Genomic DNA, 22,627 nt, shown 5'->3' with positions numbered 1-22,627 from the left:
AAACATACTAAGCCTCCTTGCTAAATAATAAAGTTATATAATAACTAAGACACACTATACCTAACATAATAAATATCCACAGCATTAAAAATATTATCATACTAATAAAAATATCCACTGGTAACTGAATAAATGTTCTAAAATTAACAAGCAAAAATAAAATCTCAAACGATGAAAAAAGCCATACTATATTTTCCAATGATGTTTGAATATTTTTATTGTAGTAAGCATAATATATAGCAAAAATAATACCCAAGAACAATACTATTAATTGTGTTTCTATAACAGTGAACTGCCCAATAACAGATAAAAAAGCTACTCCTCCTGATAATAAGCAAAAACAAACTGAACGAATAAATGTTTTCGCTCTAATATTGTTATCTTTCACTTTATTATTTTTTTTACAAATTGGACATTCTCCGTTTTCCAGAACATATTTTTCTTGACTTAGAGCATGATTTCTCATATTATAAACGTAAGCGTTATCTATTAGGATTTCATTATAACATCCCAGAAATATTTTAATTATTAAATTAGTCATTATCCCTCCCAAAATAGCAGGCATCTCTGGTGTAGTCGGCCACTTTGTCTTATCAGATAAAGTGTACTTATTTATATCTTTGTTTATATTCCGACAAGCAAAGCAAGAACCGATGGTAGGGATATATATATTATCAATAATAAGATAGCATCCATTAAACCCTCCTGATATGTAGGATATCTTATGCGATACAGCAAATTGATTGACAATTTTTATAATATCAATGGGCGTATCAATTGCTTTAACGATAAAATCTATACTCCCATATTCCGCAACAATGTTTTCTAATTCTTCTACTGAAGAAACTTTAATAGAAATAGGTACTACCTGAACATCTGAATTATACTTGTGTATTTTTTGAGAAAGAACATTAATCTTCTCCTTACCAACATCCGACTCTGTATAAAGAATTTGCCTATTTAAATTTGATGGTTCTATTATATCGTAATCAGCGACAATAAGTTTCCTCACTCCATACATACTTAGACTTAGAGATATATAACATCCTAAGGCTCCGGCTCCTAATACTAATACTGTTTTATTCTGTATTTTATTATACTCTTCATTATAAAATAACGAATAGTAACCTTTAGTTCTAGAATATCTACTATCAATATCTATCTCATCCGAAATTAAAATTTGTTCATTTAATAGTTCAAATGTTAGTTTACTACCTAATACTTCTTCTATCTCTAATAGTTCCTTACAACTATTAAATAGATCGTTGATAAATTCTTGCGAAATTTGAGGTTCTATAGCTATTTCCCGCATACTCCGACCACGCAAATACATTATACCTTCTTTTTTATAAGCAAAAACATAACTATTTACGTAGAACATATTTCGTCCTTCCTCTCATATATAATATAGAAAGCAGTATAGAAACAACTACCCCTCCTATACTACGAACAATAATATTAGGTGTCAAAAATTGTAATAGTTGACTCAAAGGGAAATAAATAATAACAAATGCTATTAAAAGTTGAACTATATATTGAAAATTCAAGTTATTATTGTTAGAATTCAAGTATCTTAAAATAATACCACTATCATACTGAAAAAAAGGAATTGAATTAATAAAAATCATACCTAAGTTAATGATAAAAAATAAGAGTCCAAGCAATTTATACGATGTGAACAATAAAACAAGTAAACCTGTAAGTGATAAAATCGAATTTGAAGCAATTCCTGCTAACATAATTTTCAAAAATTGTTTTTTATTTTTTAGGAATTGCACCCCACTTAAATCTACAAAAAAAGCCAAATTAAACAAAAGTAGCATTATTCCACAATTTGGGATCTCAATTTGATAATTATTAGCAATTATTGCATGACTAAATTCATGTATCGTTGCAGATATAATAACAACAAGCAACCAAAATAAAAGAATGTTTAGCGTTATTGGAAAGTTTTGGAAATTAGTCAAAATATCCGCCCTATAAATATACATAATAAAACATTGCAAAATAAGAGCCAATGGGAAAATACCAAATAGGATTTTTTCAAAATTCTTATTAAATCTTTTATAGTTTAATTTTTCAGATAATGTTATATTAAAGTCCCAAGATATTTTAAAAATATTTATCTTTTTTCGTGATTTCATAGAATCTATAAGTCCCATTTTACTAAGAACAATATAAAATCTTAAATAATATTTCTTCCCTACTAACACTAATAAGTCCGATATGGTAAATTCTTGACCTATTAGTTGCTCTAACCATTTTTTTCCTGTTTCCCAACTAATACATGTTTCTTACTGGATGGTATATATAGATGATACTGTCCCTCATAAGGAGTAGGTAATATCTTAATCTTATCAACAATTCTCATAACAAACCTAACCTTTAATAAATAAAAGAGGGGCTAAGTAAAACATACTCTAGTCCCTCAGTCCGCAATCAATAAAATAATGACTAATTCTATTAATCTCTTGCTGCAAGACTAATACGGAAAATTCAAATGACTGTCTAAAATGAAATTGAAAAAGCTTGATATTAGTAAGTGAACAAACTTCAACAACCAGCAAGAGCAAGGATTGCTAAACCAAATCCGATACCTGTTGCAAGTCCAGCTGAAAAATCACTAACTGGTACTGAAATTTCTTCAATTTCCTCAAATAAAAAGTTATCTTGCATGATTATCACTCCCTATCTTTTTAACAACAGGCTACTCCAATTAAGAGAACTACCCCAGTTCCAAGTAAAACTCCCCCCAAAATTCACCATCTGTAGGGGCTACGATTTCTTCAATTTCTTCAAATAAGAATACTTCATCTGACATATGTGTTACCTTCTTCATAAAATTTTTTTGTAATCGATTACATTGTAAATATAACATAAAGAAAAACAGATGTCAAATATTAAACGTAAAAACATGGCAACTAAAGAGCTATAGGAGAAAAGGTAAAACCTAGCGACGCGATGAGCGCTGGGTCGTTTGGTTTCGATTGCTCTCTTCCTCTTGTTTTTTCTGTTCTTCTTCTAAACGTTTACGTTCCTCTTCCTGCCTTTTCTCAGCTTCTTCGGCCTCTTTTTTAGCTTTTTCTTCTGCTTCCATAATCAATTTATCCGCTACAGTGTAGCTGTAGACTCCAGCTTCCATATCGACCATACTTGGTTCTGACAATTGAGGCTTAATCTTACTGTAATAAGGCAGTTTCTTACTCATTTCAGATAGAGGAACCAAGACTTCGTCCGAATCATTCATGGTCAATCGAATTAAATCGGAAGTGACCTTGCTGGGAGCTAGTTCCACCTTTTGGATAGCCGCCTTGAGTTCTGGGCTAATTTGAGCAAGTTCTGACGTAAAGGTTTTGATTTGTTCACTATCATTAAAGAGAACTGATATATAAGTTTCTGGTAGACTGACCAAACTCACAGCACTGGTCTCAAGCTGACCACTGGAAAGAATAGGATAATGATTTTCACCAGAAATATAGTAGGCAACAATATCATATTCCTTAACCTTGATAGTAAACTTGGTTGGAAATTGATAAACAAGCTGAGCTGATTCAACCCAATAGTTAGACTTAATCTGCTCTTCATATTTTGCCCTGTCTAGCAGAAGGTTAATCGTATAATCCGAATCCTGAATGCCTGAAGCCTGTCGGATATCATCAGCCGTAGTGTGCATCGTTCCCTCAACACGGATATCCTTCATGGTCGCATAAGGACTGAGTAGGTAGGCAGAGATAATCAATAAAAGCAGACTTGGAAATAAAATCGTTAGAGCTCGCAAGATATGGAGGCCAGGAATCTTTACTTTGGTTGGTTTTTCCTTTTTAGCAAGATTTTTATCCTGTTCCTCCTTCTCTTTAGACCCTGATTCTTCTATCTCTTCTTCCTCTTTATCAGTCTCTAAGGATTCTACTTTTTCTTCAGACTCTTCCTTAGCTGATTCTGGGTCCTTTGCATTAGATTCACTCTTCTGGTTCTCAGTTTCATCTGACTCTTCGGATTTTGAAGCCATTCGAGCTTGTCTTTCCTTTTCCTTCTCCTCAGCTAGGACCGCCTCTTCCTCAGCCTTCTTTTTTAGATATTCTTGGTTTCGTTTCTGCCATTCTGATAACTCTTTCAATTCTTCGAGGATTTCTTTGCCCTCATTTTTCTTATCTTTTGACATTTACTTTCCTTATGATAAATCTTTTTTCAACAATTGATAAAAATCTGCTAGAGATTTCAATTCCTTAGAAGCTTTCATCTTGACTTGGTAATCTTCCTTGTGGCTTAGTAAGTGAGAAAGCTTCTCTTCCAAACTATCCAAGGTCAAATCGCTTTCTTGAAGCTCTTCTGCATAGCCTTTTTTTACAAAGTAAGCTGCATTTTCAATCTGGTCGCCACGACTTGCTTCACGACCAAGTGGCACAATAACATGTAATTTTGCCATGGCCAAGAGCTCAAAAATCGTATTGGCGCCACCTCGTGTCACAACAATATCAGCCAATTCCATCAAGGGTTGATAGAGATCAGTCACATAGTCAACACGAAAAAGATTTTGGCTCAATTCGTTCAGGCTAGAATCTCCAGTTAGGTTGATAATATTGTAGCGTTCTGTCAGTTCTTTCTTATGGTCTGTCACCAATTGGTTAAAGACACGAGCGCCTGCAGAACCACCGACAAACAATACAGTTGGCAATTGGGGATTAAAGTGGGTTTGGATATCCACCAATTCATCGGGTTCTGGATTTTTTTGATCTGAAACCTTTGTCACCGCTCCCACATGCTCAACCTTAGACAAACTCGAAGCTTGCTCAAAGGTTGAATACATCTTAGTCGCAAATTTATAAGCGATTTTATTGGCCAAGCCCATAGACAGGTCAGATTCGTGAATAAAGACAGGAACTCCTGAAACACGCGCTGCGATAACTGGCGGCACAGAGACAAATCCTCCCTTTGAAAAAAGGGCCTGTGGACGAAGTCGCAACATGATAAAGAGCGATTGGACAATTCCCCAGCCAACTTTAAAGACGTCCATCATATTTTGCCAAGAGAAATAGCGACGCAATTTTCCAGTCGCAATGGAATGGAAGGTAACATCCAAACCGGACTTGAGGATTTCTTGGTGTTCGATACCACGCTTGTCTCCGATATAGTGGACTTCCCATCCATCTTCGATGAACTTGGGCATTAACAAAAGGTTGAGGGTAACGTGTCCAACCGTCCCCCCACCTGTAAAGACAATTTTTTTCATATTATTCCTTTAACTCCGCTACTGTGTCGATAAAGAGGTCGCCACGTACTTCAAAGTTAGCATACATATCCCAGCTGGCATTGGCAGGACTGAGAAGGACTACATCTCCTTGAGTTGCAAGTTCATAGGCCTTGCGGGTCGCATCTGCAATATCAGTCGCATCCACATATTCCACACCAGCCTTGTCTGCTGCCCGTTTGACACGTTCTGCAGACTGACCCAGGATGACCATCTTCTTGAGTCCAGTAATATCTGGAACCAGTTCGTCAAACTCATTGCCACGGTCCAAACCACCTGCAATCAAGATGACCTTGCTGTTGTCAAATCCTGACAAGGCTTTTTGAGTAGCCAAGATATTGGTTGACTTGCTATCATTATAGAATTTGACACCCTTGATTTCATCCACAAATTGGAGACGGTGTTTGACACCACCAAAGGCTGAAAGAGTTTCTTTGATGGTTTGGTTATCCACACCACGAAGCTTGGCTACAGCAATGGTCGCAAGGGCATTTTCTACATTGTGGCTACCTGGAACTCCGATTTCATTCGCTGCCATGACCACTTCTCCACGGAAGTAGAGCTGACCATCTTCCAAATAAGCTCCATCAACCTTTTCCAGTGTTGAAAATGGTACAACAGTAGCCTGTGTTTTGCTAGCCAATTCTTTTGTCAAGTCTTGGTTAAAGTTCAAGACAAGGAAATCAGCCGCTGTCATCTTGTTCTGGATATTCCACTTGGCTGCTACATATTCCTCAAAAGAACCGTGGTAGTCGATATGAGTTGGCATGAGGTTGGTAATAACCGCAATCTCAGGATGGAATTTTTGAACGCCCATGAGTTGGAAAGAAGAAAGTTCCATAACAAGAGTGTCCTTATTTGTCGCAGTTTGAGCCACTTGACTGGCTGGATAGCCGATATTTCCTGATAAAAGACCATGTTGCCCAGCAGCAGTCAAAACTTCCCCAATCATAGTCGTTGTGGTTGTTTTACCATTTGAACCAGTAATACCAACAATCGGTGCTTCTGAAATCAAGTAAGCCAATTCCACCTCAGTCAAGACTGGAATTCCCTTGGTCAATGCCTTTTCAATCATGGGATTGCTGTAGGGGATACCTGGATTTTTCACCATAAGGGCAAACTCTTCATCCAAAAGTTCCAAAGGATGGCCACCTGTAATGACCTTGATCCCTTCTTCCAGCAAACTTTGGGCAGCTGGATTGTCCTCGAAAGGCTTCCCATCATTTACTGTCACAATGGCACCTAGCTTGTCCAATAAACGAGCTGCCGATTCACCAGACTTGGCCAAACCTAAAACAAGGACTTTCTTATTTTTAAATTGATCTATTACTTTCATGTCTCAAACTCCATTTCTACTCTTACTATTTTACCATTTTTATGGAAATAAAAAAGCCACAAAGTGTGTTTGTGACTCTTTCTTCTAACTGATACTCTTCGAAAATCAAATTCAAACCACGTCAGCTTCGCCTTGCCGTACTCAAGTACAGCCTGCGGCTAGCTTCCTAGTTTGCTTTTTGATTTTCATTGAGTATGAATCTTACCATATCATCTATGTGATAAATCGGTAACTCGAATGACTTGGTCCACTTGCTCCCAAATCAGAGGATTGTGGGTCGCAATAATAATGGTTCGATTCGGATTTTTTAAAGATTCTAGGATAGAAAGTAATTCCTCAGAGTTTTTGGGGTCTAGTGAAGCGGTTGGTTCATCTGCGAGAATCAAAGGTGGATCCTTTAAAATTATCTTCGCTAGTGCAACACGTTGTGCTTCTCCTCCTGATAATTCAAAGATAGGTTGCTTTAAATCTAAATAAGAGAGGTTAACACGGTTTAGAGCTTGTTTCATCAAAGACATTTTCTCTTTTTCTTTCAACTTTTTACCAACTAAACCCAGATTGAGATTCTCTTTGACGGTTTGGCTTTCAATTAAGCCAAAATCTTGAAATAAGTATCCCAAGTAATCTCTAAAGAAAACAGAAGGCTTGATGTCCTTAAGAGAAGTACCATCATAGATGATTTGCCCTTTGTCATATGGCTCTAATCGTCCAATCATATTCAAGAGTGTTGTCTTACCACAGCCACTTGTACCAATTAAGGCATAAATTTTCCCACCTTCAAAATGAAGATTCGTATCTGAAAATAGCTGACGGCTTCCAAATTTTTTAGATATATTCTTTAGTTCAATCATCCTATTTTCCTTTCATAATTGTCATAGAAACACGAGATTCTTTATGAGCTTGACGGTAAAGCGTCAAAACTGCACTAGCTAGAAAGACTAATAAAGTGAGCAAGCCAATCACCAAGTCTCGACTGCTTAAAATAAAGAAACTAGCACCAAATACAAAACTGGCAAATTGGCTAACCATATACTGAGCATGTGTTTCAAAAAATCGTAAACCTGAAATTCGTTTAATCAAGATATCTCGACGGAATTGCTCGAAATATAGAAGATTGACAGAATAAAAGAGTAACAAGGAACTAGCTATCCCCACAATAGCTCCTAAGATTAAAGTTGCTGTTTCAGTTTGAACTTCATTATAACGAGTTAGATAAACACTTCTTCCTTCTTTAAGATAGGATACTTGCTCATAAATTCCAGCTTTCTTCAAGAGTTCTAGCCCACTCTCATATCCTTTGATAAAGAGTTGTTTTCCAGCATTGATAGACCAAACAGATTTTGAAATGAAACTATCACCTGTAGATGTTGGAGTAAATACAACTAAAATCGGGTCGGTTAAGTACTGGATGGATACTGGACTTTCACCGTTATTATAAATAAATCGCTTTTCTCCAGTTGGAAGATAGCTAACAATCGCTCTCATTTCATACTCTAAAGGAGCACTTGCCTCCTCACTTGATTGCCCGTAATAGTTCAAACTTTCTTCAAAAGCTTTCTTAAGTTCTGCTTCCTGTGAACGAAGAGATTCTGGTAGTAAGAGTCCAAATTCTCCTTTTTGAAGATGGACTAACTTCTGTTTGGTCTCAGCATCTACCACGACCTTTTCCTTGTCCAAATAACTTGGGCTGACATAGAGAACATTAGCATCTGGACTATAGGTATCCAGTGTCTCTCCCTGTTCATTTTTTCCTTGAGGATTTGCAAAATGAATGAGATTATCTTTTACAAATAGAGCCTGTTCTTCTTCGATTGCTTCCTTGGCAAAGGCATACCACTTATTCTGATTTTCTGTATCTTTTACTCTATCACCTAAGCCAAAGAAAATCTGGTAATAGTCTGCTCTGTCCTGCCATGCTTGTTTTGAAATTTCAAGTTCTTTCAATCGTTGGTAAGACGTCAAACCTGTCTTAACAGCGTATCCCACTGTAAAGACAGCAACCAACTGACACAATAGGGTTAAAATCATCAGGCGTTTAAGGGGTAATCTCCCTTTAATAACAGGAACTAATGCTTTGTAACTCAAACTCATTAGATAAAGAAGCATTAGTAAAATTGAAATACCCAATAAAAACAACAGATAGAAACTAATCCCAAAACCATAGGTGGCTAACAAGATAGGATAAAACAAACCTTGACTAAAAAGAACGACTCCCCCACCTAGGAAGGAAAGGAGGGCTGATAGAAGGAGCCACTTAATATCAGTAGATAAAGAATGCCCCATAATGAATAAGAGAGTCTGACCAGAAAAGAGTTTTATACCTGCTGCTCTCATTTCCTTAATCCGAGTGATAATCACTAAAGCAAAGAAAGATAAGCTAAATATTGCTAAACTAATTAAAATAAGTGGATTTAGTAATATTCGAAAAGCAAGAGTATAGGGAGGTGTCTTTCGGTCAGCAATTGCTTTATAACCCAAATCTCCTAATTTATCGGCAAGCTTTTCTTTCGTCAAGGAGCCTGACAAAAGGAGATAACTATTTAGCGGATCACTACGTTCACGACTTTCTTGGCTAGCTTCTTGGAATTCTTTTGGTAAAGTTCCCTGACCATAAGTTGCATAAGTAAAGTGAGTCGTCCCATCCTTACTCGGCTCTACAATTCTTCTAGCTATTAAACTCTGTTCTGAGTTTGCAAAATTCTCCAATTCCTGTTCAAATACCTCACGCGTCGACTCCTGAGTATCCTTTTTGACACGAAGTAAGGTGACGGAATCATAGCTTGCATATAAATATTGTGGCGCACGTAAGACAATAATCCAAGCAAGGAAGAAGCTGAGAAAAAAAGTTGATAGTAATATGAATAATTTCTTCATAGTAGACTCCTTGTATAAGAGAATAACCCTATAGAAAAAGATTTTATCTTTTATAAATTCTTAGAATTATTTTCCTAGTTTAATCAATCACACCCTGAACAACAAGACAACAATACTCTTCAAAAATCTCTTCAAACCACGTCAACGTCGCCTTGGATTATATATGTGACTGACTTNNTTGAGCAACCTGCGGCTAGTTTCCTAGTTTGCTCTTTGATTTTCATTGAGTATAAATTTAATCCTTTCTTATTTTGAAATCGGTTTCTTATACCGTAAATATATCACTTTCTATATAATCTGTCAATATATTTTGCTAAAATATCATTAGTAATAGAATTTTACAGTTCCCTTAAAAATAGATGTCATTAACGAATTTTATTCAAGTTTTTCCCATTCATATTATCCAAGCAAAAGAGGTGATGTTATAGTAAAAAAACAATTCAAACTATTGTAAAATTCCTACCAAAAAAAGAGAGCCGAAACTCTCTTTTTATCTTCTTTTACTTTTTTTGACTGGCATGAGTGTGATGTCTCTCACACTAAAGTAAGCTAGGATTAACATGGCTATTGCTAGGAATATTTCTGTTGGTAATTGAAAAATTTTCAGAAAAGATAGAGCCAACAAAACCAAAAGTGCCACTAAAATACATACCATAGCGACGATATTGACTGTCCCTTTAATGCTTTCTGGTGTCGCAAATACATAGAGTAGGAGCAGTAAAATCCCTAGGACTAAATAGACCATCTTTCTCTCTTTCTAGCTCTTATTCAGCTGATTTTTTCTTCTTGTTAGCTTTCTCACGCTCTGCTTTGTTAAGGATTTGTTTACGCAAACGGATAGACTCAGGCGTTACTTCCATGTACTCGTCGTCGTTCAAGAACTCAAGAGATTCTTCAAGGGTCAAGATACGAGGTGTCTTGATAACAGCTGTTTGGTCCTTAGTAGCTGAACGAACGTTGGTCATTTGTTTCGCCTTAGTGATGTTAACTGTCAAGTCGTTCTCACGAGAGTTTTCACCGATGATCATTCCTTCATAAACCTCAGTACCTGGGTTGACAAAGATCGTACCACGTTCTTCGATAGACATGATTGAGTAAGTTGTAGCCTTACCAGCATCGATAGAAACAAGGGCACCACGGTGACGACCACCAATTTCCCCTGGAATCAATGGCAAGTATTGGTCGAAGGTATGGTTCATGATACCGTAACCACGAGTCATTGACAAGAACTCAGTTGAGTAACCGATCAACCCACGCGCTGGAACAAGGAAGACCAACCGAGTTTGACCGTTACCAGTTGAAATCATATCCAACATTTCACCCTTACGTTCAGAAAGGCTTTGGATAACAGATCCTTGGTATTCTTCTGGAGTGTCGATTTGAACACGTTCAAATGGTTCGCATTTGACACCGTCGATTTCTTTTACGATAACTTCTGGACGAGATACTTGAAGTTCATATCCCTCACGACGCATTGTTTCGATAAGGATTGACAAGTGCAATTCTCCACGTCCTGAAACAGTCCATTTATCTGGTGAATCAGTTGGGTCAACACGAAGGGAAACGTCTGTTTGCAATTCTGCCTGCAAGCGTTCTTCCACCTTACGAGAAGTTACCCATTTACCTTCTTTACCAGCAAATGGTGAGTTGTTGACCAAGAAAGTCATTTGAAGAGTTGGCTCATCGATGTGTAGGATTGGAAGAGCTTCGATTGCGTCTGTCGGAGTAATGGTTTCGCCGACAAAGATGTCTTCCATACCTGAAACGGCAATCAAGTCACCCGCTTTAGCTTCTTGAATTTCACGACGTTCCAAACCAAAGAAACCGAAGAGTTTTGTAACACGGAAGTTTTTAGTTGTACCGTCAAGTTTAGAAAGGGTAACTTGGTCCCCAACCTTAACAGTACCACGGAAGACACGACCGATACCGATACGTCCAACGAAGTCATTGTAGTCCAAAAGTGATACTTGGAACTGCAAAGGCTCATCTGAGTTGTCTACTGGAGCTGGAATATGGTCGATAATCGTGTCAAAGATTGGTGCCATAGTAGCTTCTTGGTCAGCTGGATCATCTGACAATGAAGAAGTTCCGTTGATCGCTGAAGCATAAACCACTGGGAAATCAAGCTGGTCGTCATCTGCACCAAGCTCGATGAAAAGTTCCAAGACTTCGTCCACTACTTCAGCTGGACGAGCTGATGGTTTATCGATTTTGTTAACAACCACGATTGGGACAAGATCTTGTTCCAAGGCTTTTTTCAATACAAAACGAGTCTGTGGCATTGTTCCTTCGTAGGCATCTACGACCAAGACAACACCGTCAACCATTTTCATGATACGCTCAACTTCTCCACCGAAGTCCGCGTGTCCTGGTGTGTCCATGATGTTAATACGAGTTCCGTTGTAGGCAACGGCTGTATTTTTAGCAAGGATGGTAATTCCACGCTCTTTCTCGATATCGTTTGAGTCCATAGCACGCTCAGCCAATTCAGTACGTGCATCAAGCGTTTCTGATTGTTTCAACAATTCGTCAACGAGGGTTGTTTTACCGTGGTCAACGTGGGCGATAATCGCAATGTTACGGATATCTTCTCTTAATTTTGTCATGATTTCCTCTATAGTATTCAAAATTTATTTTCTAACTGAACGATTATACCATATTTTCAAGTAAATAACATAACTCAAGCAAGTGTAAATGTTTTCACTCTGCTTTTCTTTTCACGTCAAGTCTTTTCAAAGCAAACAACTTATGATAAGATAGGCACAGTATGCGTTTAGATAATTTATTAGCCCAAGAAAAAATCAGTCGAAAGGCCATGAAGCAAGCCTTACTTAAAGGGGATATTCTCGTCGATGGTTGCCCAGCCCGCTCCCTAGCCCAAAATATCGATACAGGACTACAAGAACTCCTTTTTCAGGACCGAATCATTCAAGGATATGAACACACCTACCTCATGCTTCATAAACCTGCCGGTGTCGTGACAGCCAATAAAGACAAGGAACTCCCAACCGTTATGGATCTCCTTCCAACTGACATCCAGTCTGATAAACTCTATGCCGTCGGTCGACTGGACCGAGATACGACTGGTCTCCTCCTCGTGACCGATAACGGTCCCTTGGGCTTTCAGCTCCTCCATCCCCAATATCATGTCGATAAAACTTATCAGGTTGAGGTTAATGGACTTCTGACACCTGACCATATCCAAGCCTTTCAAAAGGGAATTGTCTTTTTAGATGGTACTGTCTGTAAACCCGCAAAACTAGAGATTCTATCTGCAAGTCCCTCCCTCAGTCAAGCCTCTATCACCATTTCAGAAGGAAAATTTCATCAAATCAAGAAAATGTTCCTCTCGGTTGGTGTTAAGGTGACTAGCCTCAAGAGAAGCCAATTTGGGGACTTTACATTGAACCCAGATTTAGCAGAAGGTAACTACCTCCCTTTGAACCAAAAAGAGTTACAAATCATTAAAAACTATTTAGAGATGAGTCGATAAAATAAAAAAAGCTTTAAATTTAAAGCTTTTTTGTTTTTTGCTTATCTAAAAACTACTGCGATTGTTAGAATCCAGTTAAGAACAGAAACTACAAGTCCTACGATGTTGAGAATTTTTTCTGTTTTATAGTCCAGTCCAGATTCTTTTTGGTATGAAAAAGCCAAAACCAATCCTATGATCCCCAAAATCAGACTCACTATTGGAGAAAGCAAACCAAGGACGATAGATAAGATACCTAAAATAAGTGAAGGTTTTTTCTTTTCTTGTGAATTCATATTATAAAATCTCCTTAAAATTAATATAAATGATGATACCATAAAATGCTAGCTTTATCTATCATTCGACAGATTTTTACAGAATGTTAGCTAGTCTTCACTTTCCCTTTCCAAGAATCCAAACCATAAGAAAGGATATAAATCTCAGAAAAACCTTGTTTTTTCAAGTAAAGGGCTGCATTTGTGACACGTTGCGCACGTTGGTTTTCGTAAAGAAGGACAGGTTTATCCTTACGAAGGGCTGCAAGACTAGTCTTCAACTGACTTGAAGGAATATTGCGGGCACCAAGGATATGTTTTCTGTGGAATTCTGCTGGGTCGCGCAAATCAATCAATTGACCTGTACGAATCAAGGCTTCAAATTCCTCATTATCCACAATTTTAGCCGCACGGCGAATACGAAGATAGTTAAAGCCCATCCACGCCAACATTGCCAGTATAAGTGCCCACAAAATCCAAGTAACCATTAGTTCTTTTCTCCATTTTTCTCAATATAATCCAATTCTACCTTGTGCTCTCTGCGAAGAACCGCTTCCGCTTCCAGATAATCCAGTTTGTCCATCAGCCCTGCATCGTAAATCCGAGAGAGTTCCAACTTCATCAGTTCAATATCATATAAGCGTTTTCCCATATAAACAATAATACCAAATCGTTTGAGGAATTGCTGCACATCATAGAATGTTTTCATAAGACTCATTCTAGCAAATTTTTGTGTTTTTTTCAAGAAGAGACTCACACAATACCTTGATTTTCCTATCTTCCTTGGCGATTCTGACGCAAGTGTGGTACAATAAAAACATGAGAATTCAACAATTACATTATATTATCAAAATCGTCGAAACTGGCTCCATGAATGAGGCAGCCAAGCAACTCTTTATCACTCAGCCGAGTCTTTCCAATGCTGTGAGAGATTTGGAAAATGAAATGGGTATTGAAATCTTTATCCGCAATCCCAAGGGCATTACCCTGACCCGTGATGGAATGGAGTTTCTCTCTTATGCCCGTCAGGTTGTCGAGCAAACTCAGCTTCTGGAGGAACGCTATAAAAATCCTGTCGCCCACCGTGAACTCTTTAGCGTTTCGTCTCAACACTATGCCTTTGTGGTCAATGCCTTTGTATCGCTACTCAAGAAAAGCGATATGGAAAAATACGAACTCTTCCTTCGTGAAACTCGTACTTGGGAAATTATCGATGACGTCAAGAACTTCCGTAGTGAGGTCGGTGTCCTATTTTTGAACAGCTACAACCGTGATGTTTTAACCAAGATGCTGGATGACAATCAGCTGCTGGCTCACCATCTCTTCACAGCACAACCGCATATCTTTGTCAGCAAGACCAATCCTCTGGCAAAGAAAGACAAGGTCAAACTATCTGATTTGGAAAACTTCCCTTATCTCAGCTATGACCAAGGGACGCACAACTCCTTCTACTTTTCAGAAGAGATTCTTTCCCAAGAACACCACAAGAAATCCATCGTAGTCAGCGACCGTGCTACCCTCTTTAATCTCTTGATTGGTTTGGATGGATATACCATTGCAACAGGGATTTTGAACAGCAACCTCAACGGAGACAATATCGTTTCTATCCCACTGGATATTGATGACCCAATTGAACTGGTCTATATCCAGCATGAGAAAACCAGCCTATCTAAGATGGGCGAACGCTTTATCGACTATCTACTAGAAGAAGTCCAGTTTGATAGTTGAGAAATCATAAGAACCAATATGTAGGCTAGCAACAACCTGCATATTGGTTCTTTTTACTTATAATTAAAAGTTTCCCCTGCCAACTTATCAGCTAGCTTGGGAAAGAGAGTATAAAACTTATGGGCTAGATTCAACAAAACAGGAAGATTGAGTTCTCGTTTGTTTTTTCCTATAATCTTGACAATCTTTTTAGCCACTGCATCTGGTTTCAACAGGAAGCGTTCAACCGACTTGAGATAGGTGCCATCTGGGTCGGCCTGGTCAAAAAATCCTGTTCGGATTGGTCCTGGATTGACTGTCGTCACATAGACTCCATAGGGTATGAGTTCGAGGCGTAAGGCATTTGAAAAACCAATAGCCGCAAACTTGGTTGCTGAGTAGAGACTGGACTTGCCAGTAGCGATTAAACCTGCCATGCTGACGATATTGATGATATGACCTTTTCGGCTTTCCTTCATACGAGCTGCAAGGCGACGAGACAGATTCATCAGGGCAAAGGTATTAACCTCGAACATCTGGTGAATATCTTGGTCAGAAATCTGGTCAAATTCCTCAAAAATCCCGTAACCAGCGTTGTTAATCAAGACATCAATCTTGCCATAGCGGAGATAGAGATCAGTTACCAGAGATTCTAAAGCTGAGTCATCGGTAATGTCTATTTCAATCAATTCTGCATGGGGATGGTCTCCGTAGAGTTGGGCTAATTTTTCCTTATTTCTACCAAGCAAGATGAGCTGGTCATCTGGCAGGAGTTTGACCATTTCTTGAGCTAGACCACCGCTAGCTCCGGTAATGAGAATAGTAGGCATACTTATCCTTTCTGTGACTGCTAGATTTCCACTTCTTCCAAATCCTTGACCACATGGACGTTTTCAAAAATCGTTGCCGCATCTTTCTTGAGCTTGCTGATATCTTTTGATAGAAAGCGAGCACTGATATGGTTGAGCAATAGTCGTTTGGCACCTGCTTCTACCGCTACTTGTGCAGCTTGCATGTTAGTAGAATGACCATGATTACGAGCAATTATTTCATCGCCCTTGCCATAAGTGGACTCATGAACTAGGACGTCGGCATTGACAGCCAGACGCACACTAGCATCCGTTTTTCGAGTGTCTCCTAAAATAGTGATAATCTTACCCGGACGGGGAGCTGAGATATAGTCAGCTGCCTTGATTTCAGTCCCATCTTCGAGAACAACGTCCTGACCGTTTTTAATTTTTCCAAAAAGTGGGCCAAATGGGACACCTGCCGCCTTGAGCTTTTCAGCATCCAGCGTTCCTTCCAAGTCCTTTTGAATGACACGATAGCCAACACAGAAAATAGTATGATCCAACTCCTCTGCATACACCGTGAATTTATCGGTCTCAAGGATTTTACCTAGAGAATCTTGGTCAAACTCATGAAAATGAATACGGTAAGGCAGGCGCGAACCTGACACACGAAGACTGGTTAAGACAAAGGACTTGATCCCTTGCGGTCCATAGATTTCCAAATCTGTCTGCTCTTCATTGGCCTGAAAGGCACGGCTAGATAGGAAACCTGGCAAGCCAAAGATGTGGTCTCCATGTAGGTGGGTAATAAAGATTTTGCTGACCTTACGTGGTCGAATTGTGGTTTCCAGAATGCGATTTTGCGTTCCTTCTCCACAGTCAAAGAGCCAGACTTCGTTAATCTCGTCCAAGAGTTTCAGGGCGAGACTTGAAACGTTGCGGGCTTTAGAGGGCTGACCAGCCCCCGTTCCTAAAAATTGAATATCCATTCGATACTTTCTAATTAATCAATATATAACATGGCTGTGCGGTTTTCCGATCGGAAATAGCGCTTGCCAGAAAAAGCAGTAGCTTCTTGCAGTAAATCCTCTTGGCTGTAGCCTTTGAGACGCTTACAACCATCAGCCAAGCTTTCTAAATCTGTCAAAGCTGTGAGATTTTCCACACTAACAACTTCCTCATCTCCGACAGGCTTCATGTAAATCTTTCCAGACTCTTCAAATACTAGTTGATGGGGGAAAATTTGCGCAATTTCAAAAAGCAAGTCTTCTGAAATAACCTCTTCATTTTCAGAGAAAATCTGACCAAGACCCTCACTCTCATAACAAAAACCAAAGGATTTACCAGACAAATTAAGTCGAATAAAAGGCTTATTTTCTAGAGTGAAACTAGGTTCAGCATTGTAAAGATTCAGTTCCTGACTGAGTTCCGCAAAATAATCCGTCGCTGCTTGAGGACTCTTTTTTTGATATAGTTCTGCAAAGTAAGCATTGACTACACTTGGCAGAGGTGTAATAAGTGTTAACTGCTCCTGCTCTGTTCTACCAGCTAGAAGCTGATCCAGATAGACCTTATCCAGACTTGTATAGCCCCCATATTTTAGAGCTAAGGTTTTGATATCAGTCATAAAATTCTTCTAACCTCCATTTATTTTTCTCAGAAATGTAGCCTGTAATCACTTCGCCGTCCTCCTGATAATCACGTTCTTCAAGAATCGCAACACTTTCTAAATCATGAATCTTGTAGGACTTGGAAAAAGGCACGCGCAGGGTAAAGACTTCAAAAATATCCTTGATTTTCTCTAAAAACAAAGCCTGCAAATTCTCACGACTATCCTCAGACTTGGCAGAAATGAGGGCATAAGGCGTTTGGGTAGGCGTGAAATCCTCCACCAAATCCGCTTTATTATAAAGGGTCAAGCGAGGAATGTCCTCCATGTCCAGGTCTTTCATGATGGACAGGACTGTTTTTTCATGTTCCTCGTGGTAAGGATTGCTGGCATCGATAACATGAACTAGAAGATCCACATGCTTGCTTTCTTCCAAGGTTGACTTAAAACTGGATACCAACTCTGTCGGCAAATCTTGGATAAAGCCCACAGTATCAGTTAAGGTAACCTGAAGATTACCTCCCAAATGGATACTCTTTGTCGTCGCATCCAGGGTCGCAAACAGCTCGTCTGCTTCATACTGGGTCTTAGCGGTCAAGGTATTCATGATGGTTGATTTCCCAGCATTGGTGTAACCAATCAAACCAATCTTAAAGGTGCTGGACTCCAAACGTTTTTCTCTGACTGTGGCCCGATTTTTCTCAACCACCTTGAGCTGGCGCTCAATGTCTGTGATTTGATTGCGAACACTACGACGATTCAGTTCGAGCTGGCTTTCACCAGGACCACGGGAACCAATTCCCCCTGCCTGACGGCTGAGCATGATCCCCTGACCAACCAAGCGAGGCAAAAGATACTTGAGCTGGGCTAGGTGGACTTGGAGCTTCCCTTCATGGCTTCGAGCTCGCATGGCAAAGATATCCAAAATCAACTGCATACGGTCAATGACCTTGACACCCAGAACTTCCTCTAAATTGACATTCTGCCTTGGAGTCAAGCGGTTATTGACGATGACAGTAGTAATTTCTTCGGCATCCACCATGAGGGCAATCTCTTCTAACTTACCAGAGCCAACAAAAGTCTTGGAGTCATACTTTTCACGTTTTTGTCTGTAGCTATCTACAACGACTGCACCAGCTGTCTTGGCTAGACTGGCCAATTCTTCCATAGAGAGGTCAAAATTGTCCATGCCCTGCAATTCCACACCGATAAGCAGGACGCGTTCCTCTTTTTTCTCCGTTTCAATCATCTAAAAACTCCTCTATCTGGCTTAAAATGCGGTCTTGCACACCAGATTCTCCGATCTGATAAAAAGTCACCTGCATGCGATTACGGAACCAGGTCAACTGACGCTTGGCAAAACGACGGGTCGCCTGTTTGAGACTCTCACTGGCTTCTTCCAAGGTCTGCTCTCCACGGAAATAAGGAAAGAGTTCCTTGTAGCCAATGCCCTTAGCAGCCTGCACATCCGGGTGATGATCAAAAAGCCACTTGGCCTCATCCAAAAGCCCAGCCTCAAACATCAAATCCACTCGATGATTGATACGTTCATAAAGTTGACTACGTTCATCATCCAAGCAGATAATCAATGGTTCATACAAGGTCTCTTGATTTTCCAAATCCTGACCAAAATGGGCAATTTCCAAGGCACGCATCGCACGACGACGATTAAACTGGGGAATTTCAAGGCCTGCTTGCTCTACCAAATGGGCTAATCCCTCATCCGTATAAGGCTCCAAGCTAGCCCGATAGGCCAAAATCTCCTCATGGGGAGTCTCCCCACCCAGGTGATAACCTTCTAACAAGCTCTGGATATAAAGTCCAGTCCCACCGGCGATAATTGCTAGCTTGCCACGGCTGTGAATATCCTCAATAGCCATCTTAGCTTCTGAAACAAAATCAAAAGCCGAGTAAGACTCGGTTACCTCTCTAACATCAATCAAATGATGAGGAACAGCTGCCTGCTCTTCTGGACTAGCCTTAGCCGTCCCAATATCAAGTCCTCGATAGACTTGCTGGCTATCTCCACTAACCACTTCGCCATTAAAACGCTTGGCCACTTCAATGGCTAGAGCCGTCTTTCCAACTGCAGTCGGTCCAACAATCACAATTATTTTTGTTTTCATCTTTTTTCCTTGAAAAATTCCTATTTTTTCGTTACTATTATTATAACACAAAAAGGTCAGTCAGAAAAATGTGACCTCTTGAGGAGGCTGGCTGATTGAGAATATAAAGGAGGAAGACTCATGGCTAAAGGATTCGCTAAAGGTCTTGTAACAGGTGTCGCAGGAACTGTCGCTGCCGTTGCAGGTGCAGTATACGCATTTAAAAAGAAAGTAATCGAACCAGAAGAGCAAAAAGCAGCTTTCATCGAAGAAAACCGTAAAAAAGCAGCTCGCCGCCGCGTATCACGTTAAGAAACAAAAGAAGTTGAGATTTATTTTCTCAACTTCTTTTTTCTATTCTTCTATACTGTGCAAACTAGGAAGCTAGCCACAGGTTGCTCAAAGTACTGCTTTGAGGTTGTAGATGAAGCGACGCTGACGTGGTTTGAAGAGATTTTCGAAGAATATTAAATAGCTAGGTCAAACTTCAACTGTGGCTTGACAGGGTCATAATCCACCAACTCAAAATCTTCTGCTTTAATATCAAAGAAATTGGTCTTATCTGGCACATTTAAAACCAAACGAGGTTGGCAGTTTGACGGCTCACGACGAAGCAATTCCTGAGCTTGTTCAAGTTGATTGTCATAGATATGAAGGTTGTTGATAAAGTAAAAGAATTTCCCAACCTTCCAACCAAAATGCTTGGCAATCATCATTTGAAGAGCCACATACTGCATAGCATTGATGTGGTGGGCCACTAGCATATCATTCGAACGCTGGGTCAAGGTCGCATCCAGATAGATTTCCCCATCTACACGGCGGACATCAAACATGGTCTGAAAGGCGCATGGGAGGAGGCCATCTGTTTCTTCGAAAGCTTGGTAATCCCAGAGCGAAATAATATTGCGGCGGTTCCAAGGGTTGGCTTCCAACTGCTTGAGAAGCTTATTGATGATGTCGTGTTTCTTAACGACCGCCCCGTAACGTTCACCAATAGTTCCTGTATCTCCCACTTCCCAGTCATTCCAGTAGTGAACATTGTACTTGTCATTAAGCACACCTAGGCTATTTGATTGGTCTTGGTAAATCCAGAGCACTTCCTTGATGGCGGATTTGATGGCAATAGGACGCAAGGTTGTGATGGGGAATTCCCCCTTGGCCAAGTCATACTCTGCAAATGCACCCGTTACATACTTGGAGTTGGCAACAGTCCCATCCTTGTACTTAGGACGAGCCTGCTCTGAGAAAACACCGTCTTTGAGGATTCGTTCAATATTTTCTTTAAAAATCGTATCTGCTTTTGTCATTTCGTTTCACCTCATTCATTGTCCTAACTAGTATAGCATAAAAAAGAAAAGAGGAACATTACTAACTCTAGGTTAGCATTTTTCCTCTTTTATTATTTTATTGCAATACAAGTGATGCTGCTCCGATAACTCCAGCGTCATTTCCTAGAGTTGCAAGAGCTAATTTAGTGGATGTGCGTACTTGTGGGAAACTATTTTCGTCGTAAACTTTTTGAACACCTTGTAGAAGGAATTCTCCCGCAGCTGATACTCCACCACCAATTACGATTGTTGATGGGTTGAGGATTGAACCGATGTTGGCACAAGCGATTCCCAAGTAACGTGAGAAGTTACGGTAAACGATCAAAGCAAGGTCGTCTCCTTCTTTTGCCAAATCAAAGACAGTCTTAGCGGTTACTTCTTCTCCATTATCAATCAAGCGTTTCAAGGCTGCATCGCCTTCGTATTCATCGGCATAGCGACGAGTCAAGTTGACAATCCCTGTTGCTGAAGCAACTGTCTCAAGGCAACCTTTCTTACCGCAAGTACATACGATTGGTTGGTCAAAGTCAACAGTGATGTGGCCAAGCTCACCTGCTGCACCAGCCACACCGTGAAGCAATTTGCCTTCAGCGACGATACCGCCACCAACACCTGTACCAAGTGTCATAAAGACAACGTCTGGTTGGTTATCACCAGCACCCATCCAGCGCTCACCAAGAGCCGCTACGTTGGCATCATTATCGATGAAGAATGGAATACCCAAGGCTTTTTCAATCTTTTCTTTAATTGGTTGAAGGGTTTTCCAGTTGAGGTTGTAGGCACCAATAACAGTTCCTTTTTCACGGTCAACCACACCTGGTGATCCCATTCCAATACCTTGGAAGTCCGCTGCTACCAATCCAAGCAAGTCCAAACGATGTTGAATAGACTCAATCATATCATCAACGATATGACTTCCCTCATCCAAAATATTAGTCTTGATAGACCATTTTTCTTGGATTTCTCCTGCTGTTGTTAAGATTGCAAATTTGATAGAAGTTCCACCAAGGTCAATCCCAATAATCTTTTGACTCATCATATTCTCCTTTTTCATTATGAATTAATTGAAAATGCTTACAGCACTAGTATAACAAAATTCATTTACTTATGCAAAGGTTTGCATTAACTTTCTAAATTTTATCTGATTTATGGTTTCCAGAGACCTGAGGCATCTACATAGTAGCGGCCTCCATCAACTCGCTCATTCTTAGCCATTTTACCATCTGATTTCAAATAGTAATTTCCTTGCCATGCATTCTTTGCATAAGATCCATCTGATTTCAAATAATACCAAGCTTGGTAAGAAGAATCATAAACCCACTCACCTTGTGCCATTTTACCGTTTGATTTAAGGTAGTAAGCTCCTTGCCATGCATTTTTTGCATAAGATCCATCTGATTTCAAGTAATACCAAGCTTGATAAGAATCATCATAAATCCATTCGCTCTGGGCCATTTTCCCGTCTGCTTTCAGGTAATAGCTTCCCTCCCAAGCGTTTTTCACTGGGTTTCCATTTTCATCAAAGTAATACCAAGCACCATCCTGCTTAACCCAGCCACTTGCTGTGGATGAAGTTGTATCAGTTTGAGTTGTAGCCGCTTGTTTTGCTTTAAAGGCACCCTTAGGGGCATTTTTCAATTCACAAGCCACACCATCATGATCGCGGTCTAACTTGGCAGAATACCCAGGTTCTCCCTCGTGAATATCTGCGTATCCATTCGCCCAAGCTTCTTTACAACTAGAAAAATGAATGTTTTCTTCTGCTAACACAGGTTGTGAAAACAAGGCTAAAACTGGCAAGCTAGCCAGACTCATTTTTAAAAATAGACGTTTAGTCATTTCCTTCTCCTCTAACGATGTTATCGATTTCACTATTATTTTA

Annotated in this window: 23 protein-coding genes and 1 pseudogene; 3 read left to right on the top strand and 21 right to left on the bottom strand. The window is 39.6% G+C overall.

Going from position 1 to position 22,627, the window contains the following annotated elements:
• Window positions 1–7: 7 nt before the first annotated feature.
• From HT728_RS02895 to typA, 10 genes are all read right to left on the bottom strand, one after another.
• A complete protein-coding gene (locus tag HT728_RS02895) occupies window positions 8–1,381 on the bottom strand; it encodes a ThiF family adenylyltransferase (protein WP_188110183.1) in 1,374 nt (457 codons plus the stop codon).
• Window positions 1,365–2,162 (bottom strand): hypothetical protein, encoded by a 798-nt coding sequence (locus HT728_RS02885; protein ID WP_001815388.1) that lies wholly within the window; start codon window positions 2,160–2,162, stop codon window positions 1,365–1,367. The genes HT728_RS02895 and HT728_RS02885 overlap by 17 nt, the downstream gene beginning before the upstream one ends.
• 391 nt (window positions 2,163–2,553) lie before the next feature.
• The gene (locus HT728_RS10725) at window positions 2,554–2,676 is read right to left on the bottom strand and encodes a hypothetical protein (protein WP_001153671.1); all 123 of its coding nucleotides are present in this window, start codon (window positions 2,674–2,676) and stop codon (window positions 2,554–2,556) included.
• A gap of 274 nt (window positions 2,677–2,950) precedes the next feature.
• Window positions 2,951–4,162: a cell division protein FtsQ/DivIB gene (locus HT728_RS02880; protein WP_101514393.1), complete on the bottom strand. Its 1,212-nt coding sequence runs from the start codon at window positions 4,160–4,162 to the stop codon at window positions 2,951–2,953.
• Window positions 4,163–4,171: 9 nt separating this feature from the next.
• On the bottom strand, window positions 4,172–5,230 hold the full coding sequence (locus HT728_RS02875; RefSeq protein ID WP_101514392.1) for a UDP-N-acetylglucosamine--N-acetylmuramyl-(pentapeptide) pyrophosphoryl-undecaprenol N-acetylglucosamine transferase: 1,059 nt from the start codon (window positions 5,228–5,230) through the stop codon (window positions 4,172–4,174).
• A 1-nt stretch (window position 5,231) separates the two neighbouring features.
• Entirely contained in the window at window positions 5,232–6,584 is a 1,353-nt protein-coding gene (gene murD, locus HT728_RS02870) for a UDP-N-acetylmuramoyl-L-alanine--D-glutamate ligase (protein WP_173233678.1), read from the bottom strand.
• Window positions 6,585–6,793: 209 nt separating this feature from the next.
• Window positions 6,794–7,435 carry an ABC transporter ATP-binding protein gene (locus HT728_RS02865; RefSeq protein WP_000571287.1) on the bottom strand — a complete coding sequence of 214 codons (642 nt, stop codon included), beginning with the start codon at window positions 7,433–7,435 and terminating at the stop codon, window positions 6,794–6,796.
• A 1-nt stretch (window position 7,436) separates the two neighbouring features.
• On the bottom strand, window positions 7,437–9,458 hold the full coding sequence (locus HT728_RS02860) for a bacteriocin-associated integral membrane family protein (RefSeq protein ID WP_173233676.1): 2,022 nt from the start codon (window positions 9,456–9,458) through the stop codon (window positions 7,437–7,439).
• Window positions 9,459–9,948: 490 nt separating this feature from the next.
• Complete coding sequence (locus HT728_RS02855; protein WP_000262803.1) at window positions 9,949–10,203, bottom strand: DUF3165 family protein; 255 nt, start codon at window positions 10,201–10,203, stop codon at window positions 9,949–9,951.
• A 19-nt stretch (window positions 10,204–10,222) separates the two neighbouring features.
• Window positions 10,223–12,064 carry a translational GTPase TypA gene (gene typA / locus HT728_RS02850; RefSeq protein WP_000164108.1) on the bottom strand — a complete coding sequence of 614 codons (1,842 nt, stop codon included), beginning with the start codon at window positions 12,062–12,064 and terminating at the stop codon, window positions 10,223–10,225.
• Between the two features lie 161 nt (window positions 12,065–12,225).
• Between typA and HT728_RS02845 the strand changes: the two genes are divergently transcribed.
• Window positions 12,226–12,951, top strand: coding sequence for a 16S rRNA pseudouridine(516) synthase (locus HT728_RS02845; RefSeq protein ID WP_173233674.1), 726 nt, complete (start codon window positions 12,226–12,228; stop codon window positions 12,949–12,951).
• A 41-nt stretch (window positions 12,952–12,992) separates the two neighbouring features.
• Here HT728_RS02845 and HT728_RS02840 read toward each other — a convergent pair whose 3' ends face one another.
• The 3 genes from HT728_RS02840 to HT728_RS02830 form a co-directional block, all read right to left on the bottom strand.
• On the bottom strand, window positions 12,993–13,226 hold the full coding sequence (locus HT728_RS02840) for a hypothetical protein (protein ID WP_001088017.1): 234 nt from the start codon (window positions 13,224–13,226) through the stop codon (window positions 12,993–12,995).
• Window positions 13,227–13,312: 86 nt separating this feature from the next.
• Window positions 13,313–13,693, bottom strand: a complete 381-nt coding sequence (locus HT728_RS02835; protein WP_000259256.1) for a rhodanese-like domain-containing protein — start codon at window positions 13,691–13,693, stop codon at window positions 13,313–13,315.
• Window positions 13,693–13,962, bottom strand: coding sequence for a YqgQ family protein (locus HT728_RS02830; RefSeq protein ID WP_033689072.1), 270 nt, complete (start codon window positions 13,960–13,962; stop codon window positions 13,693–13,695). The genes HT728_RS02835 and HT728_RS02830 overlap by 1 nt, the downstream gene beginning before the upstream one ends.
• Before the next feature lie 62 nt (window positions 13,963–14,024).
• Here HT728_RS02830 and HT728_RS02825 point away from each other — a divergent pair, with 62 nt between their 5' ends.
• Window positions 14,025–14,933 carry a LysR family transcriptional regulator gene (locus HT728_RS02825; RefSeq protein ID WP_173233672.1) on the top strand — a complete coding sequence of 303 codons (909 nt, stop codon included), beginning with the start codon at window positions 14,025–14,027 and terminating at the stop codon, window positions 14,931–14,933.
• A gap of 53 nt (window positions 14,934–14,986) precedes the next feature.
• On the opposite strand, the gene HT728_RS02820 is transcribed toward HT728_RS02825, so the two are convergent.
• Genes HT728_RS02820 through miaA form a run of 5 tightly spaced genes read right to left on the bottom strand, consistent with a single transcriptional unit; the run spans window position 14,987 to window position 19,438 of the window.
• Window positions 14,987–15,742, bottom strand: coding sequence for an SDR family oxidoreductase (locus HT728_RS02820; protein ID WP_173233670.1), 756 nt, complete (start codon window positions 15,740–15,742; stop codon window positions 14,987–14,989).
• A gap of 20 nt (window positions 15,743–15,762) precedes the next feature.
• Window positions 15,763–16,692, bottom strand: coding sequence for a ribonuclease Z (gene rnz / locus HT728_RS02815; RefSeq protein ID WP_138700711.1), 930 nt, complete (start codon window positions 16,690–16,692; stop codon window positions 15,763–15,765).
• A gap of 14 nt (window positions 16,693–16,706) precedes the next feature.
• Window positions 16,707–17,330 carry a cystathionine beta-lyase gene (locus tag HT728_RS02810; RefSeq protein WP_173233668.1) on the bottom strand — a complete coding sequence of 208 codons (624 nt, stop codon included), beginning with the start codon at window positions 17,328–17,330 and terminating at the stop codon, window positions 16,707–16,709.
• Window positions 17,323–18,561, bottom strand: a complete 1,239-nt coding sequence (hflX, locus tag HT728_RS02805) for a GTPase HflX (RefSeq protein WP_173233666.1) — start codon at window positions 18,559–18,561, stop codon at window positions 17,323–17,325. The genes HT728_RS02810 and hflX overlap by 8 nt, the downstream gene beginning before the upstream one ends.
• Window positions 18,554–19,438 (bottom strand): tRNA (adenosine(37)-N6)-dimethylallyltransferase MiaA, encoded by an 885-nt coding sequence (gene miaA, locus HT728_RS02800; protein WP_173233664.1) that lies wholly within the window; start codon window positions 19,436–19,438, stop codon window positions 18,554–18,556. Before miaA ends, hflX begins: the two co-directional genes overlap by 8 nt.
• A gap of 120 nt (window positions 19,439–19,558) precedes the next feature.
• Here miaA and HT728_RS02795 point away from each other — a divergent pair, with 120 nt between their 5' ends.
• The gene (locus HT728_RS02795) at window positions 19,559–19,729 is read left to right on the top strand and encodes a DUF3042 family protein (protein WP_001051780.1); all 171 of its coding nucleotides are present in this window, start codon (window positions 19,559–19,561) and stop codon (window positions 19,727–19,729) included.
• Window positions 19,730–19,884: 155 nt separating this feature from the next.
• On the opposite strand, the gene HT728_RS02790 is transcribed toward HT728_RS02795, so the two are convergent.
• The 3 genes and pseudogenes from HT728_RS02790 to HT728_RS02780 form a co-directional block, all read right to left on the bottom strand.
• Window positions 19,885–20,724 (bottom strand): thymidylate synthase, encoded by an 840-nt coding sequence (locus tag HT728_RS02790; protein WP_173233662.1) that lies wholly within the window; start codon window positions 20,722–20,724, stop codon window positions 19,885–19,887.
• Window positions 20,725–20,821: 97 nt separating this feature from the next.
• Entirely contained in the window at window positions 20,822–21,781 is a 960-nt protein-coding gene (locus HT728_RS02785; RefSeq protein ID WP_173233660.1) for an ROK family glucokinase, read from the bottom strand.
• Between the two features lie 116 nt (window positions 21,782–21,897).
• Window positions 21,898–22,584: pseudogene (locus HT728_RS02780) on the bottom strand (excalibur calcium-binding domain-containing protein); the annotation flags it as partial.
• Window positions 22,585–22,627 lie beyond the last annotated feature (43 nt).

Origin of the sequence: Streptococcus sp. 544, assembly GCF_013277385.1 — a bacterium.
In the GTDB taxonomy this organism is placed as follows: domain Bacteria; phylum Bacillota; class Bacilli; order Lactobacillales; family Streptococcaceae; genus Streptococcus; species Streptococcus mitis_BA.
The sequence above is the reverse complement of the archived record's forward strand: the minus strand, read 5'-3'. Positions and strand labels throughout refer to the sequence as shown.

What these genes read in the sequence shown, in the direction of transcription:
- HT728_RS02835 (WP_000259256.1), bottom strand. Translation starts at nt 13,693, where the DNA reads ATGGTTACTTGGATTTTGTGGGCACTTATACTGGCAATGTTGGCGTGG.
- HT728_RS02845 (WP_173233674.1), top strand. Translation starts at nt 12,226, where the DNA reads ATGCGTTTAGATAATTTATTAGCCCAAGAAAAAATCAGTCGAAAGGCC.
- HT728_RS02895 (WP_188110183.1), bottom strand. Translation starts at nt 1,381, where the DNA reads ATGTTCTACGTAAATAGTTATGTTTTTGCTTATAAAAAAGAAGGTATA.
- HT728_RS02865 (WP_000571287.1), bottom strand. Translation starts at nt 7,435, where the DNA reads ATGATTGAACTAAAGAATATATCTAAAAAATTTGGAAGCCGTCAGCTA.
- HT728_RS02860 (WP_173233676.1), bottom strand. Translation starts at nt 9,458, where the DNA reads ATGAAGAAATTATTCATATTACTATCAACTTTTTTTCTCAGCTTCTTC.
- HT728_RS02840 (WP_001088017.1), bottom strand. Translation starts at nt 13,226, where the DNA reads ATGAATTCACAAGAAAAGAAAAAACCTTCACTTATTTTAGGTATCTTA.
- hflX (WP_173233666.1), bottom strand. Translation starts at nt 18,561, where the DNA reads ATGATTGAAACGGAGAAAAAAGAGGAACGCGTCCTGCTTATCGGTGTG.
- HT728_RS02875 (WP_101514392.1), bottom strand. Translation starts at nt 5,230, where the DNA reads ATGAAAAAAATTGTCTTTACAGGTGGGGGGACGGTTGGACACGTTACC.
- HT728_RS10725 (WP_001153671.1), bottom strand. Translation starts at nt 2,676, where the DNA reads ATGCAAGATAACTTTTTATTTGAGGAAATTGAAGAAATTTCAGTACCA.
- rnz (WP_138700711.1), bottom strand. Translation starts at nt 16,692, where the DNA reads ATGGATATTCAATTTTTAGGAACGGGGGCTGGTCAGCCCTCTAAAGCC.
- HT728_RS02790 (WP_173233662.1), bottom strand. Translation starts at nt 20,724, where the DNA reads ATGACAAAAGCAGATACGATTTTTAAAGAAAATATTGAACGAATCCTC.
- typA (WP_000164108.1), bottom strand. Translation starts at nt 12,064, where the DNA reads ATGACAAAATTAAGAGAAGATATCCGTAACATTGCGATTATCGCCCAC.
- HT728_RS02810 (WP_173233668.1), bottom strand. Translation starts at nt 17,330, where the DNA reads ATGACTGATATCAAAACCTTAGCTCTAAAATATGGGGGCTATACAAGT.
- HT728_RS02820 (WP_173233670.1), bottom strand. Translation starts at nt 15,742, where the DNA reads ATGCCTACTATTCTCATTACCGGAGCTAGCGGTGGTCTAGCTCAAGAA.
- HT728_RS02885 (WP_001815388.1), bottom strand. Translation starts at nt 2,162, where the DNA reads ATGGGACTTATAGATTCTATGAAATCACGAAAAAAGATAAATATTTTT.
- HT728_RS02785 (WP_173233660.1), bottom strand. Translation starts at nt 21,781, where the DNA reads ATGAGTCAAAAGATTATTGGGATTGACCTTGGTGGAACTTCTATCAAA.
- murD (WP_173233678.1), bottom strand. Translation starts at nt 6,584, where the DNA reads ATGAAAGTAATAGATCAATTTAAAAATAAGAAAGTCCTTGTTTTAGGT.
- HT728_RS02795 (WP_001051780.1), top strand. Translation starts at nt 19,559, where the DNA reads ATGGCTAAAGGATTCGCTAAAGGTCTTGTAACAGGTGTCGCAGGAACT.
- miaA (WP_173233664.1), bottom strand. Translation starts at nt 19,438, where the DNA reads ATGAAAACAAAAATAATTGTGATTGTTGGACCGACTGCAGTTGGAAAG.
- HT728_RS02825 (WP_173233672.1), top strand. Translation starts at nt 14,025, where the DNA reads ATGAGAATTCAACAATTACATTATATTATCAAAATCGTCGAAACTGGC.
- HT728_RS02855 (WP_000262803.1), bottom strand. Translation starts at nt 10,203, where the DNA reads ATGGTCTATTTAGTCCTAGGGATTTTACTGCTCCTACTCTATGTATTT.
- HT728_RS02880 (WP_101514393.1), bottom strand. Translation starts at nt 4,162, where the DNA reads ATGTCAAAAGATAAGAAAAATGAGGGCAAAGAAATCCTCGAAGAATTG.